Origin of the sequence: Kothea flammea, assembly GCF_052161645.1 — a bacterium.
Classification (GTDB): Bacteria; Planctomycetota; Planctomycetia; order Pirellulales; family Pirellulaceae; genus Laterigemmans.
Genome location: NZ_CP197414.1, coordinates 4,499,126 through 4,515,464, shown reverse-complemented (window position 1 = coordinate 4,515,464; position 16,339 = coordinate 4,499,126). Strand labels below are relative to the sequence as shown.

Below are 16,339 nucleotides of genomic sequence, written 5' to 3'. Positions count from 1 at the left end.
AACTACTTGACCCAAAGCAGGCCAGCCGATTCCATCTCCGCGCGAAGTGACTCAAGTCTACCCTCAAGTTCAGCTAGCTCGGCCTCCGCAGCTGCCACATCAGCTTGGGCAATTTCGACTTGCTCACGACTGGTACCCGTGGGGCCATGTAGCGAACCGGCCGCTTGGTAGAGTGCCGTTTGGAGGCGTTCTCCGGCGGTGGGCACGTCGAGCGTGTTGCGGCTGCGACGCTCTTGGTCACCGGACAGTTTGAGCTCCAAACTTCGTTGTAGTGATTCAAGTTCGCTGATCGACGCCAATAGCGTTTGCGGTGCGTCCCCAGCGGCCAAGACCAACTGCTTGCGACTGCTTAGCTCTTCACTTGACTCGCCTGCTGCGGTGTTGGTCTTTCTCCAGCTAGCCAGCAGCGTGGCGACTTTTTTGTTGAACGCTTGGGCTTCCTCGTGTTTTACGGGATCCAAGCTGGATTCGTAGATCGCTTGCAGCTGAACATCGACAGCGGTGGCAATCGCTTCGACAGTTTCGCCGGCAACGCGGACGAGCTGTGCGGTGTATTCACCCGGTGCGACCAACGTTGTCGGCGAACCGATGATGGGGCTCGTTTCTCGCATGTCCCAAACAACGCGATGCAATCCCTTTGACGTGGGACAGTCGAGACGCTTGACCAGATTTCCTTGCTGGTCACGGATCTCGATGTAGAGCTGCGGCTTTTCTTCCGCCGACTCTTTAGCTAACTCCTCGAAGCTTGGAATCTCCACATCCTCGTTCGCCTTGGCCGCCTTGGCCTCTGCCGCTTTACGCTGCTCGGCGGACGTCTTCGGCCAGTCTTCCACGTGCAACGTAAAAATCACGCCCGCTGGCGGGTTCGAGGCAGTGAAATAGCTATCGCCCAAAGAGCTGACGGGACGCACTCGGGTTTCTCGGTACCAAGCTGTGTTGCGAGGAGCAAACAATTGAGCCGATTCGCTAGTGGAAACTGGCTCGACCAATTTGCGAAGTGGCGAATAATCATCTAACACGTAGAAGCTGCGGCCGAAAGTTGCCAGCACTAAGTCATGTTCGCGTTTTTGAATCGCCAAGTCACGGACCGGGATGGTCGGCATACCGCCACTCAGCTTGCTCCAGTTCTCTCCAGAGTTGACCGATACGAAGAGGCCAAACTCCGTTCCCAGGAACAGCAATTCTGGGGTTTGATGATCTTGTTCGATCCGCCAAACCAAGTGGCGATCTGGTAGATCACCAGCGATCGACTCCCAGGTCTTGCCTCGATCTGCAGAGCGGATGAGATAGGGTTTGAAATCGCCCGACTTGTGATGATCAAGGCAAGCATAAACGGTATCCGCGTCGTGGCGATCGGCTTTAATGTCATTGATGAAAGCCATTTCGGGAATGCCATAGATGCGATCGATTTTACGCCAGGTTTTCCCACCATCTTCGGTGACTTGGATCAACCCGTCATCGGTGCCAACGTAGATCAGCCCCTCCACGATCGGTGATTCGCTGATCGATGTGATGTTACCGTATTGACTCATCGCATACAGATCGTAGCCGGCATCGACCCCATGCTTACGGTCCATCATTTTCATTGCCAAGCGATTTTCACCTCGCGAGAGATCCGGGCTGATCGTGCTCCAAGAATCGCCGTGGTTGTCGCTGCGATGTAGGAAATTGCTGGCAAAATAGATGCGACTCGAATCATGGGGACTGATCAAAATGGGGCTATCCCAATTGAATCGGAACTCGGGTTCGCCGGCTGCCGGAGCTGGGCGGATGGAGACCGATTGGCCGGTGCGGCGATCGAACCGGCGAATGTAGCCTTCTTGAGATTCGCAATAAATGATGTCTGGATTGTCGGGATTAATGGCGTTATCGTGCCCGTCACCGCCGATGGGGATGATCCAATCACCGTTGGCAATCCCGGTACTTTCGCGAGTTCGCGCGGGACCGTATTGCGTGCTGTTGTCCTGGGTTCCGCCCACCACGTGATAGAAAGGAAGGTCGTAGTCGACATCGACCTTGTAAAACTGAGTTAGTGGTAAGTTTGTGACGTGCTTCCAGGTTGTCGTAAAATCGTAACTGTAATAGACGCCGCCGTCGGTGCCGCAGATGACGAAATCGGGATCGCTGGGATGAAAGGCGATGGCGTGATTGTCAACGTGCTTGTTCTGCCCTTCGACGTTGTCCCAGGTTTCGCCCCCATCGAGGCTGCGGGAGAGATAATTGTTGGCGTGATAAAGACAGTTGAAGCGATGCGGATCGGCCCAAATTTCTTGATAGTAATGGGGGCCCGTGCCGCCGCTAACAAAGTCGCTGACTTTCTTCCAACTGGCACCATAATCGACGCTTCGCCAAGTTCCGCCCTTCTGTGCTGGAAGTTCGACGGTGGCGTAAACGATGTTAGATTTCTGCGGGGAGACGGCGAGGGAAATTTTTCCCATATCTTGGCCGGGGAGTCCGTTGGTTAGCTCTTTCCAGGTTTCGCCTCCGTCAGTTGACTTATAGATCCCTGACTCCGGTCCGGTGTTCAATAGGGCAGCCACCGTTCGATGACGTTGATGAAGTGCCGCGTACATGGTTTCTGGGTTTTCAGGGTCGACAACCACGTCGGTGCAACCGGTCCAGGGGCCGGCAGCCAAGACTTGGTCCCATGTTTCGCCACCGTCGGTCGTGCGATACAGCCCGCGTTCGCCTCCTTTGCTCCAGAGGGGGCCTTGAGCGGCGACCAACACGACCTGCGAGTCTTCAGGGTGCACCAGGACTTTGCTAATGTGGGCACTCTCTTTCAGCCCCAGATTCTTGAAACTGCCCCCGGCGTCGTGGGAAACGTAGACCCCATCGCCGAAGCCGACGTGTCGACCACCCACATTTTCGCCCGTCCCCACCCAGACGATGTTCGGGTTACTTGGGTCGAGCGTGACGCAGCCGATTGAATAAGAATCATAGTTCTCGAAAATAGGCGTCCAAGTCGTACCGGCGTTCGTGGTCTTCCAAAGGTTGCCGCTGCCGGCTGCTACGTACCAAGTGTTCGGTTGCTCAGGGTTCACCGCGATATCGGCGATACGACCCGACATTAAGGCGGGGCCAAGCGGCCGTAGTTTCAAACCTGCCAACAATTCACTGTCGACTGAAAGCGAATCTCCGGCGCTCTCCGTTGGTTTTGATTCCTCGGTCGCGGCTTGGTCTTGCGTCCAAGCGGAGCCAAGCGGCAGCCAACTGAGCAGCACGGTGGACAAAAGGAGTGTTTGGAAACGGCTGTGCACGAGTGTCCCTTTAGCGTATCGAGCAAACATTTGGGAAGCTGGTTAAACGCAATCTGAATGCAGTTTAGTTGCCGGAAAAGGTAAAACCAGTCGAGCACCACATCCGGGTGGGCGATCTTTTCGCTTCCGCAAAATAAATTTTCCTAAATAATTACTCGGGAATACGTAAAAATAGGGTCGTGAAGTCATTTACCGGTTGTGTCGCCCACTTGTAGCTGGAACGACCTTCTCCGGCGGGGTGGGGGCATAAGCCGATCGTGATCAGCTTAGACCTAATCTGAGAAATCACGTCTCGCTCTTGGCAACACCTAACACGACGGTGGCAACTAGGCAGCAGACCATCAACCACTGCCACCATTGCAGCGAGTATTGCGAGCGGAATCGCAGATTGAGTTTGAGCGGGGCATCCTCGGCAACTTGCACGCCCCGGCTAAAACTGTAGACCGTCCCTTCCTCTGGCAAACTAAAGACGATCGCCTGTGGCGGTGGACCAGTCGCTCGCTGATGTTGGACTAAGCGGCCAGCTATCTGCTGGAGAATGGCATTATCTTCGCTGGTGTTTCCCGCCAACAATTGACTTATCTCTTGCGGGCGATAGTTGACCTCCGCCTGCTGGAGAATGGGGTTCATGGCGGCCGCTTGTCGCATTTGTTGGCCGGCTCCGGCAGTCGCTTCGCTTAAATCATGATCAAGGTATAAGCGTTGCCGGCGCGTATTGAGCCCGACAACGGCTTGCTGAGTTTGCAAATTTTCCAATTGCACACGAGCATCTTCGTTGGACGCGGCATCCAGTGAATTGCGATTGGCAACGTTGCTCAACGCGCGTTGAGCTTTCGACTGTTGGCCCGCTTGCAGCATTTGCGTAGCCTGGGCCAGCAGATCTTCAGCCTGCTTGGCTTGTGATTTTTGACGATCACTAACTTTTGTTAGATAACGCTGGCGGTCATACTTGACCCGACGTTCTTGGTGAATCAATTCGAGGTCGCCATCGTTGTCGATCAGACGAAAGCCCTGAGGAGCGACAACGTCCCACTGCACATTCTCCAGCGGCACATTCAGCTGCGGGCTGAGCAACGGTAATGCATTGAGATCGTCGCCAGTTAGCAGATACACAAAGCGGACCTGGGCAGTCCGATCGTCGATTCCTGGCAGGATATAGAATTGCCATGCGTTGGCGTCACTATTTTGCCGGATCGAATGCACACTCTCTCCGTTAACGAAAATATTGAACAGCTCTCCGCCAGCGGGCAGGGTGACTTGTAAACTGCTTCGCTGGATGACGTCCATCGTGACATCGACGGCGGTCAATTGATCACCGGTCGGTGACAGCAGAGTCGTCAGAGTACCGCTGGCCACGCGCAGCTTCAGTGAGTCGGCCAGTGAATGGCGAATGACATTGAGCATCAATGGAGTCGTTGGGGCAACCGCCCGCAACGACAACGCCGGAGCGCTGCGATTGCTCGACTCGCGGAGATTCGCTGGGACCGTATTCCAATCGGTTCGCTGCCAACCTTGAGTCAGCGTGCCGGGATCAATTTCGAGACGTCCCCCCGCGCGGATGGCATAGTAATAGTCAAGCTGCCGCGCATCGGGAAATGCGATCACCGTCAGCGATTCGGCACTGTTGGCTCGCTCGCCACGGCGTTCGTATTCGACTTGAAATTGCACGCGTCCCATAACGCGTTGTTTGAACTGCAGTTCCCAACGATTGGAGTCCGCCGCCGTGCGGACAAAATCAGCCACGCTTTTGCCGCTGGCTCGCACCGTTTTGATCTCATCTCCGTTGGCAATCGGCAGTTCGACAAACAGCGAGCGAATGGCCGCGTTTTCGACGTTGAAGTCAGCGACCAAGGTCGAGCGTGTTTGCCCCTCGCGCAGCAGCACCTCGTGCAGCACTTGTCCGGTCACCCAAGCATCGAGTTTCTCAATCCCGAGGACTAGGTTCCATTCTTGCTGCAGCAAGCGAAACGCGAGTGCGCCTTCGCCTTGACCACCCAGCTCACGCGGATCGGATTCGGAAACGTTTTGCCGGGAGGTAGCGCGAATTCTCATACCACGCATCGGTCGGACCACCAAGTCACCCGTTTGTCGATCCGCTTCCTTGATCTCAAAACGAGGTACCGACCATTCACTGACATCGGTGGGTGCCACGCCGGCCAGCGCTAGGGCGAAGGTGTGCGTTCCTAACGTCTTGCCATTCAGGTGCAACACGACTTGCCGCTGGTCCCCTGCGCTCGTTTCCAACCAGTGATGCAGCACTTCACCCGATAACGATTCAACTTCCAATCCGGTTGGCAAAGGAAAACTCAGCTGAAACAGGCCGGTGCGGGCGATCTCGACGCTAAAGTTCACGCCCAGCACAATTCTTTCGTCGCCAATGGATAACACCTGACGGCTGGCAACTCGCACCTCGGGCGACACCGGAGCGACTCGCACTTCGATGTTTCCTTCATTTTGTCCGTAGCGATAAACTCGCTGTAAAACGGCTGACGAATCTTTTAACCGCGTAGCGTCGAAATCGCGGAGACTGACCATCGAAAACGTGGATGATTCAACTTTTTCCGGCTGGGCATCGCCGCTGAATGCGATAGCGACCAAACCAACTTCGCTGTTCGCATCGCGGACTCGCGGAGGACTAAGAGTTAAATCGGCTGGCAATGACTCGAGTCCGCGCTGCGTCTCAATCTGGATGACAAAGCTCGATGAGAGCCCCGCAAGTTGCAACATTAATCGTCGAGTGTCCGCGTCAAATTGCCAAGCATCGAAGGCATCTGCTACGGAAGCATCGACGGCGCTAACTGTTAGACCGGCTGGGATATCAATTGACAACTCACGCACGCGCCCTTTGGCCACGCGGACTTGCAGGTGATGGCTGCCGTCGACCACGCCGGGGCCGAGCGTATACAGATGCTGGCCCTCGACAAAGAATTCCGTCTCCTCGCTCGACAAGTCGCGGCTTTGCGGCTGCAGCACCACCTCAGCCCGGACGGCCTTCGGTCCCAGTAGCAATTTTGCTCGCGTCTGCGATGGCTCGTCAGCGACCGACTCCACACGCACCGCCGCGGCACAGCGGACCTCCCAACCAGGCTTGTCGTACTTGAGACTCAACTCATGCAACGCCGCGCGACCGCTCAGCACCGGGATTCCAGTCGTTGGGCTTACCGCGTGTAATTGATATTCAAACGTAGCCGTGTAGCTCTGCGGCGCAATTGCCGATCGTTCGGTTTTTCCATATGAATTCACTTGATCGTTCGGTATTTCCTCACGATCCTCCACCGTGTCATCAAGACCTTCGAAGGGATTAAGTTGCTCTGCGGAGTCGAGATCTGCGGATGCTTGAGCGGCAGCGGGAATGGTGACGATGTAAACCAACCCTTCAGTTTCGTCTTGAATTTTACTGAGCCGTATCCCGTCACCGTCGAAGCGTGTCAGCGTGGCAGGAGATCGGAGCAGCACAAAGCGATCGCCCGGCGCGCCAGTGACCTGCATCGTCCCTTGGGCTGTTAGCTTGGCTTCGCGGCTGGTTACCTGCCATTGCTCAGTCAACGCATCAGCGGCACGATATGCTTCACCATCCGCTGATGCTTGATCCGCACGCACCGTTGCCGCGAAAGTCGAAGCCAGCAGATTTGAGACGAGGAACAACAGCAAGGCGTTAGTGACGACAGCGGGCCCTCCGCCCCCCATGTTTTCGCCGCCTGTGTTGCTACCCGTGGAGTTGCTACTGCCATCAGATGGCGATTGAGCGGATCGCGTCTCCCGCCAGTTGTGCAGCGTTGGCAACCAAGTTTTCATCGCAGGCAAGAACAATAAGAAAAATCCTACTACCGCCAGCAACACAAAGAAGGCGAGGCCGCCGTTGGGATGTAATAAGATACCGGTGGAGATAAGTCCCATCCACAAGAGACGTAGAATCCGTTTGGCCAAGTTGGCGCGGACCAGCAACTCGACGACCAGCACACCCAAACCACCGCTGACCAAGCCGAAGCCGACCCAAGATAGTTGGGCCCACCAAGTTGGTAGATTCCGTACTTGCAATGCAACCACTTCGCCGGCGGCCACCACTGGCAGACTCAACTGCAAAGGTGCTGGTGGCTGGAGCCGATCGAAGGCATCCCAACTTGCTGCGCCCGCGACCACGACAGCGATCGTAAAGCAGAGCATCGATAAAAATTGATGGCTGAGCGATGAACAGTAAATACCGATTAGCACCAGTCCCGCGAAGCTGACCAACGGCAGCAGGCCACGTGTCGCCAGCCAATCAAAGCCGCTCGGCCACAGCACGGGGATCGTTGGGGCTACCGTTCCGCCACTGTGCAAGAGCATGTGATTTTCATCCCCTTGTAGGTTCCACTGGGTTTTCAACACGGGAGCCATCACGATTGGCAGTAGCAATTCGGCGCGGTGTTCATCGACTGCGGGCTTGCCAAGTCGCAAGCTGACCTCCACCGGGACGTTCGGATCGTCGCTGCCGGGGAGTGGAATCAGTGTTTGAGTGTCGGTCTGACGAGCGGTTATCGGCTGTCCGTTCACGGTCACCGCCCACAATCGTACGGGATCGGGTGGCAGCTGCAACCGCAGCGTTCGCTGGCCGCGCGACTTTACGTAGTACACCACGTCAGTTACCAATTGGCCGTCGGGGGAGACGCGGCTGTTCGCTTCGGCATACTCAACGACTTGGTCCGCAGTCGTGCCCGGCTGAAACCACTCAACTTTAAGCTTGAGGTCAAATGGACGTTCAGTGTACTGCCAAGTTCCCAGCGTGGGGGCAGTGCTCAATAGTCGAAACTCGGCCGGCAGCTCCAGCGGGTCCAAGACTAGCAATTGGTTAGAAACTAACAGCGGCTCCACTTCAACTTGCATGGGGCTGACGATCTCGATGTAGCCTCGATCCCCTTGCACATTGAGCGGTGTGACCAGTCCCGCGGCAAACGAGCCGTCGATTTCGTTCGGCTTCTGCTCGAACGTAATTAATAACGTATAGGTTCCCATAACCGGCTGGTGGAGGTTCACATTCAGCGTATCGGCGTCGCGTCGCCAAGTGCGAACATCTTGACCATCGACGGTGACATTCTCCAGCTCCGCCGGTACGGTCAATTGCAAATCAGCGGTGGGCGAGCTGGTAACGAAATAGTTTACCAGAGCGCTACCATAAATCGTTCCTTGGCTGAGCGAGTAGAGATGGAAGACATCGGCTTGGATGCTGCGCTCAAGTGCTTCGACTTGTACAGTGGCTGACCAGTCGGGTTCGCGGATGCGGAACGCTTGCTGGAGATTGGTTTGGGGTTGGGGAAAGTAGGAAAGTGGTTTTTCGGTCAGCAAATCGGTTGCTCCCAAAACCATCCGGTAACCTGGTGAACCGACCACTCCGATGTCACCGCGAACCGCATTGGCTTGAGGAAAGTCAATGCGTGGCAGTTGCCATTCACCCGCCGCGGCCGCTTGGCTTTTCTCCAAACGCAAACTGATCAATTGCCGTCCCAGCACATCTTGTTGGAAAATGACTTTCAGGCTGCGACGTTCATCTTCGGTTTCCGATGCGGCCACATAGTCGGCTAGGTTCGCCCCGGTCACCGCAACGATTGAGTAGTCGGCTGGAACTTGCAAATCCCATTCTCGAATCGCTGCCTCTCGGATATCGAATTCAACGTCAGCGGTGATCACGCGATCGGAGTCGGACAATTGGTACACGAACAAGGCGTTGACATTGACCTCCGGTTGAACTTGATCGGCCAGCATTGTGAACGCGTGCCCCGCGGCGGGAAAGCGATAGACAAACGTCTGACGAGCGTCAGTGGTTTCTCCGGGGAATTGTTCGGGTGCCAGTTGTGTTAAACCTTGCAATCCCGTCGGCTCAACTTGGACGGATCCGGCGTTTGTGATCCGCAAGTAGCCGGAGTGCCGCACGGCGCCGATTGGTTGCAAACGTGTCCCGTCAACACGCACGGGAAACGCGTCCAGCGTCGTTTGGCTGCGGATGCGAAATTGGGCCTCGCCCACGATGGGTTGGCCGAGCGTGATCTCCAGCCGTTGTCCATTGTCGGCGTCGTCTACCACCTGCCAGCCAACCAGATTGTTGCCTTCAACATCGAGTATTTCTCCGGGGCCGAGCAACTGTAGTTGCAGCGATTTTAATTCCCCTTGCAACACCTTATAATCAACGCGATGTGTTTGTCGCAGTAGACCTGGACCGACTTGCGCTTCCACGCGAGCTTGCGTGGTAAAGAATAGTTTCCTGTCCCCTTCGGCTGCGGAAACGTCTTTCCATTGCAGACGCACTTGCCCGCTAGCCGGCAAAAAACCATTCCACCCTGCTTCGCTCGCGGTGGGAACAATGGTTTTGGCAGCACGCAGAAATTCGACGTTCGTCGCAAATCCGCTCAGCTGGATGGGCATCACCGCACTCGCTGCCAGCGTCAACTCGATCGCTTGCCAGTTGTTCTCGGTCGTTGTCACCGCGGCCACGAATTGCAAGTCGATGGGGAATTGACCACTGGCTGGGAAGACTAACTCGTAAACACCTTCTCCCGCTTCCGTCTCTACCAACTCCAAGCGATAGTCGCCATCGCCGGGCATGCTGTTGACCGCCGCATTGCCGGCAAGCACACGCAGGCGGGCTCCCGGTTCCGTCACCACGGTCTCGCCCGTCAAGCGGAAGTCGATCGACTTTCCGTTGGGATGTAGTTGACCAATGACTTTCATGTTCGACAGCTCGATGGGATCGGGCGCCGTGCTTTGCTTTTGCAACTGCAATAGCATGCGGCCACCGGTCGCCGTTTGATAATGCAGTTTGCCATTATCCGCCGCCAGCGGTGCAAAGCCTTCCGCCTCCAGCACTTTGCCGGTGAGTCCCGAGGCGAAGTCAATGTGGACGATTGAATCGAAACCGACGGCGTCCCCGGGCCCAAGGTTAGCGATTTCCAGCTCGGCCGGCAGCGACTGCAACTCAGTTCGCAGCACGACCGCGGCGTTCAACCTGGCTTGCTTTGCGGTATCATTCTGTTCGTCGGCGTCATTTTGGGCATCGGTGGCATTTGCTTGGTCTTTTGGTGACTTTCCGCGGATGGTCAGTTCCAGATAACGTTGTTGTTCTTTGGTGCGCACGCTCCATGATTCCACACTGTCCCCCTGAACTTCGACAACCTCTCCGGGGCCGTTAAGGGCGAACAGCACCGTGCGGGGCTGGCCTTGAATTACTTTCATGTTCAACTCAATGTTTTGAGTTATCACCGCGGTATCGACGCGAAGCGTCGCACGGGCGATTGCCGAGTATAAGAAAGCTGGCTTTGGTGGCCGCGTGGGGTTGAGAATGATCGCTGGTGTGCCTTCAATCGTTGACGGTGCGTTTTGCCCTTTCACTGTTGGCACTGTGAATCCGCAAATGATTAGGTAGAAAACGATTGTGGTCAGTGATCGCATCGTGGCACTCGTAGTAAAGGTTTTTGTCGTGTTCCCAGGCTCCTGCCTAATTCCATCTCGTTCCCAGGCTCATGCTTGGTAACGCAATGCGTTGAGGCTCCCGCCTCCGGTTTTCACTCTTAGTCTCAAGACGTGGCTCCACCATGGCAGGCGGGAGCCTGCATTGCATCTCATTCCCAGGCGGGAGCCTGGGAACGAGGGAATGAGGCCTTACGGCAGGGTTTCTAGCTGACGCGCGGTGTCAATCATGAACTTAAGTTGTTCAACGCGGAGTTCATTCCCGTAGTTGGACGGTAGCTCTGCCAGCGTCGTGGCCAATGCGGTTAGGTCCGTACCATAAGCAACTGCATCCCCGCGCAACTTGGCGGCGAACAAGGCTGCCACCGTGGCAACGCGAACTCTTGGGTCGGCTTGTTCCAGACGGGGTGTTTGTGGCTGATAGGGGATTGGCCAGCGTCGCTCGACCATCAAGCCAGTCGATAAATCTTGGTAACGAACAGAAACCGAGCCGACATCACCTTGGCCATTCGGCTGGGGTTCAAAGTGATAGAGAGCGACCCCCGCTTCGGCTGCCGCCAACTCGGCCGCGTCGACTTGGTCATTGCGAAAATCTTCGGGATTAAGCAAGTGTTTTTCAAAACCGAGCAACTTATACTGGCCGACCCGCTGGGGGTTAAATTCAACTTGAACTTTGACATTCTTGGCCGCTGGACGCAGCGCCCCGGCGATTTGGTCGGCAAAACCAGCCCCCACCTCTTCGCTGGCGTCCAGCAAGTAATAACGACCATCACCTTGGCGGGCCAACGCTTCCAAGACTTCATCGTTGAGATCATGAGCACTGATCCCCGCCGCATCGAAAGCGATGCCTGCTTGTCGCATCTGCAGCACCAAGTCTGACAACCGCTGCGGATCGGCATCTCCCAAATTCACGGCACCGTCGGTCATCATGATGATCCGATCCAAACCGGCAGAGGCGACACCCGTCAATCGTGCTTGCTCGACACTCTTTTCCAGGGCCAACTGTAAAGCGGCTTCTAAATTGGTGCCACCTTCGCTCGGTAAGTTTTCAACCAATTGCACCAATTCGACCAGCTTCGCACCGCTGACGCGTTCGGCCAGCAGACGTGGCGTGTTGGCGAAACTGATCAAGGTTACTTGGTCGTTAGCCGTTAACAGCTGGGCTAATGATTCAATGGCGCGGCGCACCGTCTGACGTCGATCGGGACGTTCCATCGAACCGGAGTTGTCCAGCAGCAAGGTCAGTCGCAACGGCTGTTGTTGTGATCGTCCGGTGGCAGCCGTTCGCAATGAGATTCGCAGCAGATTACGTTGCATCAAGTAGGGATGGATCGCTTGCTCGAGCTGACAGGCGACCTGTTCTTGTGACGTTGCCAGTGGATCGCGATAGTCCATTGCATTGACAAATTCTTCGATACGAATCTTCTCCGCAGCGGGCCATTCACCGCGGTCGAAGGCAGCTAAGGCCAGCTTAAAGGACACATCGCTGACGTGCAGAGAAAAGGTCGAGAAACGTTCGCTCGCGGCTGCCGCTTCCCCCAGTCCCTCACCAGACACACCCAATGCCGACTTGCGATTCAATCGCGGACGAGCCTCGCGGCGGATACCGCCCAGCAGGAGCGAACCACCCTCAGGCACAGTTGTGGCAGATGCAGTTGTGGCAGCCTCAGTTGGGTTTGATTCAGTTCCACCGGGACCTTCAGCGGCTTGCTGACCAATTTGGCTTGGCGAGAATCGAAGTTGGGCTGTTTCCTTGTTGGGCGTGATCGCATAGAGGTTAACGTCCTCGCCAACCTGCGCAGGTGACTGATGGAAATCGCGGTCAAGTGTCTCAGTCTCGGGGTCCGCGAAAACAAATTGTTCACCTTCTGCTTCTTCACGTTCAGCACGACCGTAACCAGCCCTCATACCTTCCGTGCTTCCGGAAACTCCCATGCCTCTCGTACCTCCACCTCCCATACCTCCACCTCCCATACCTCCACCTCCCATACCACCACCTCCCATACCACCACCTCCCATACCACCCATACTCATGCCGCCCACGCTTTCACCACTGTCGCCCATGCCACCCATACTCATACCACGGAAGCCCTCCGTAGCGTCCGAGCCAGGGGCACGGTTAACAGTAGCGACCGCTTTTGAATCTGAGGGAACCGACTTGTCGGCTGTGCTCACCGCGGGTAGTGCTAATCTCGGCGCTTTTCCAGCCTCACGCTCAAATCGGTCAGCAAGACCAGCCTGCCGTGGACCGAAATCCACGCTCTCCGCCAGAGCTGACTCCTCGCCAAAAAAGTGGGTTGTGGCGGAGCCTCCAGCGAGTTCTCCCGACATAGATTCTGGGGTGCTGAAATCGGCTAATCTCATGCTGCGTTGGGGGAGATGCAACGACGTCACCCCCAGCACTAGCAATAAGCTGGCGGCGATACCAGCCAACCACAACTTGCGTCGACTTTGTGAGTTTCGCGATGATCTCAGTTTGCCAGTTTGCTGCTCAGCAACTTTAGCCTTCGTTTTTTCCGTAGCCGGCAATTCATCTGTAGCTGGCAATTCATCTGTGGCTGGCAATGGATTTGGTGTTTCGCCATCCAATACTGCTAACAATTGTTGCCGCCGATCGGTCGATAACTTCCAGTCGTCGTCATCCGCAGCGGGCGTTGCCGCCAATTCCGCCAAGCCAGCGTGCAGTTGCTGTAACTGTCGATACCAACTCGCCGCGTCGGCACGCTGCTGCAGAAGCTCCTCCAACTGTTCGCGTTCCAGGTCAGAGGCTTCCCCCATGACCAACGCCGTCAACCGCAGTTGCAATTCAGGCTCTAGCCCATCGAGATAGAAGATTGGTTCGTTCATTGTGCTTCATCGACTCCCAGCGGCCGCAGCCTCAGGGCCAGTTGTTGCATGATATGATGCAGACGATAACCTACGTTGCTGATCGTCATCCCCGTCCGCTCGCTGATCTCGCGATACTTCAAGCCATCGAAGTACTTAAGCCGTATCAACTGCTGGTCTTTCTCAGGCAAGGCTTGCACTAACTCGCGCAGCGCTGTCACCATTTCCAGCTTGACAAAAGCGGCGTCGGGTGTGTCTTCAGTGCTATCCATTGATTCCATCATCAGTGCGATCACTCCCGCCGACTGATCGCTGCTGAGCGTCTCACGCCGGCTCTTTCTGAGATGTTTCCAAGCTTGATTGCGGACGCTGCGATATAGCCACGCTCGCGGTGACTCAACGTTCGCCCAACTAGCATGAATCTGTAAAAAGACTTCTTGCACAATCTCCTCAGCCACTTCGCGGCGCCGCACCAGCAGGAAGGCATAACGCAAAAGTTTTGATTCTTCCGCATCGAATAAATCGCGCAGCGACTCCGGTTCCGCGCAGCCAGCTGGGCTGGTGAACGGATCGGGTGGCGAATTTGAATTGGTGGGTAAAGGATTCAAAACAGACTCACGCTACGGGCACCGTTAATGCTGCGAACCAGCGATGCCAGCCGTCAGTTCCACGAAACATTTGTTCATTGTTTGCTTTCCAAATCAGAAAAAATCGCTGAGGCAGTTGGACGTGGAAGCAGCGTGGCAAGTTGAGCGATTGCAGCCGGCTTACGTCTTCTGCTTCAGAAGTAAAGACCCGCGAGATGCTAGTTTATTAGCCAAGATTCTGAAATTTTTGAAAAATGGGCCGATTTGTTGGTTCGCGTTCCCAGGCTCTCGCCCATCTCTATCTCGTTCCCAGGCTCTTGCCTGGTAACGCACTGCCTAGAGGCTCCTGCCTCCGGCTTTCGCTTTCGGATTCCGGCGACATAGCGTGGTTCCACCACGGCAGGCAGGAGCCTGCCTTGCAGCTCATTCCCAGGCGGGAGCCTGGGAACGAGGGAATGAGGTCCCTTCTCGTTCCCAGGCTCTTGCCTGGTAACGCACTGCTTAGAGGCTCGCGCCTCCGGCTTTCGCTTTCGGATTCTGGCGACAAAGCGTGGTTCCACCACGGCAGGCAGGAGCCTGCCTTGCAGCTCATTCCCAGGCGGGAGCCTGGGAACGAGGGAATGAGGTCCCTTCTCGTTCCCAGGCTCTTGCCTGGTAACGCACTGCCTAGAGGCTCCTGCCTCCGGCTTTCGCTTTCGGATTCTGGCGACAGAGCGTGGTTCCACCACGGCAGGCAGGAGCCTGCCTTGCAGCTCATTCCCAGGCGGGAGCCTGGGAATGAGGGAATGAGGTCCCTTCTCGTAATCGTACTCGCTCGCGGCGCTTATGCTGGAATCAATTACAATTAAGAGCACCGCTTCGTTGAGCACGAGCATCACGACCCCCACGAGCTCGCCTCGTGCGGTGAAGGAGTTTCTTGGCTAGCGCTCGACTTGCCCCGCGAGCCTATCTCCGTTGCGCCCCGCCCGCTGCAGGCCGGCGGGGCGCAACGGAATGGTAGGGGAGGGCGGAGAGAGGCGTGGGGCTTGCATTCCTAGCCGACAACCTGATTCACCGAACGAGGCAAGCAGGCTGTCGAAGTAATCGGTCTCAGTGAAATACGGGCGAGTGCCGTTCCGCAAGAACGCATTAAGGGGGCATACTTTCGCGGAGCGAAAGGCGACTATGATTACTTCGACAGCCTGCAAGCTCGTTGGGGTCAAACAGGATGTGTAGGATAAAGAAGCCGGGAGCCTAGGAACCAGCGAATGTTTGATAATCCTTCTGCTGGCGAAAACCTTGCACCCGCAACGTCTGATCCGCGGCGATCTCCAGCACGGAGTAACCATTGTTCTCCGCGCCGGATCCTTCGACCATCGCAACCAACGTGCAGTAGGCGATGTCGTTGATCAGCTGTAGATCGTTTTGATGGCTGTGCCCCTGGAAGACCGCTTGCACGCGACCACTTGCTTCGAGCAGTTTACGGATGGCGGCTTGGTTTTTGACTCCATGGCTGTTGTCGACATCGAGCCTTTGGTGCGCGAAAACGATCACCGGTTTGTCGGAACCTTGTAAATCCGCCTGTAGCCATTCAAGTTCCGCGGTGGGAAGGTTCGCATCAGTCCATTTGAAGTTCTTGCGTTCGTATGGCACTCCATCACTGCGGAAACAGGAGTCGAGCACGATAAAATGAAAGTCGCCCCGCTCAAACGAATAGTAGGACTTCTCCTGCTCGACCGTCTCCAAAAATTCCGCTTTGCGGAGCGTGTCGACGCAGTGGTTTCCGAGCACATAATGACGGTCTTGGCAAATCGCCGAAAACTGCTGATTGATCTTCTTCAAGTAACGCTGCTCGGTTGCCACATCGGCAGCCGCATCGATCAGGTCACCCAGTTCGATCAAGCAATCAATCTTTGCGTGTTGGAACTCCGCACTCGCCTCGGCTAATTTTCGAGGCGTTTGACGATAGTGCCGACTGCCCGCGGGCGGTTTGTCCGCATAGTGCAGATCGGTCACCAACCCGACCCGCAGCAACGTTTCAGGGGCCTCCTGCTCGGCGTATCGACCGGCGGGAAGGGGAGTTGCCGCCGCACCCGCAGCTGTCGCTCCAGCGGCTATAATCACCAAAGTCGATCCTTGCAGAAAAGCCCGGCGATCGCACAACCGGGGGCCGCTTCCTAACTTGGCTCGGTTGCTTTCTGGCGTCAATTCATGCTTCACGGTCTTTCCCTCATGATTCGCGTTAATAAT

5 protein-coding genes are annotated in these 16,339 nt (G+C 56.1%); all 5 read right to left on the bottom strand.

Going from position 1 to position 16,339, the window contains the following annotated elements; all coding sequences use genetic code 11:
* Positions 1–2: 2 nt before the first annotated feature.
* The 5 genes from SH139x_RS16950 to SH139x_RS16930 all read right to left on the bottom strand — a co-directional run bounded on the left by SH139x_RS16950 (position 3) and on the right by SH139x_RS16930 (position 16,309).
* Positions 3–3,224, bottom strand: coding sequence for a VPS10 domain-containing protein (locus SH139x_RS16950; RefSeq protein WP_488350958.1), 3,222 nt, complete (start codon positions 3,222–3,224; stop codon positions 3–5).
* Positions 3,225–3,545: 321 nt separating this feature from the next.
* Positions 3,546–10,679 carry a hypothetical protein gene (locus SH139x_RS16945; protein ID WP_488350957.1) on the bottom strand — a complete coding sequence of 2,378 codons (7,134 nt, stop codon included), beginning with the start codon at positions 10,677–10,679 and terminating at the stop codon, positions 3,546–3,548.
* Positions 10,680–10,889: 210 nt separating this feature from the next.
* A complete protein-coding gene (locus tag SH139x_RS16940) occupies positions 10,890–13,544 on the bottom strand; it encodes a vWA domain-containing protein (protein WP_488350956.1) in 2,655 nt (884 codons plus the stop codon).
* On the bottom strand, positions 13,541–14,131 hold the full coding sequence (locus tag SH139x_RS16935) for an RNA polymerase sigma factor (RefSeq protein WP_488350955.1): 591 nt from the start codon (positions 14,129–14,131) through the stop codon (positions 13,541–13,543). Before SH139x_RS16935 ends, SH139x_RS16940 begins: the two co-directional genes overlap by 4 nt.
* A gap of 1,212 nt (positions 14,132–15,343) precedes the next feature.
* Positions 15,344–16,309 carry a metallophosphoesterase family protein gene (locus SH139x_RS16930; RefSeq protein WP_488350954.1) on the bottom strand — a complete coding sequence of 322 codons (966 nt, stop codon included), beginning with the start codon at positions 16,307–16,309 and terminating at the stop codon, positions 15,344–15,346.
* Positions 16,310–16,339 lie beyond the last annotated feature (30 nt).

Excerpts from the sequence above, each read along its gene's own strand:
- SH139x_RS16940 (WP_488350956.1), bottom strand. The coding sequence starts at position 13,544 with ATGAACGAACCAATCTTCTATCTCGATGGGCTAGAGCCTGAATTGCAA.
- SH139x_RS16945 (WP_488350957.1), bottom strand. The coding sequence starts at position 10,679 with ATGCGATCACTGACCACAATCGTTTTCTACCTAATCATTTGCGGATTC.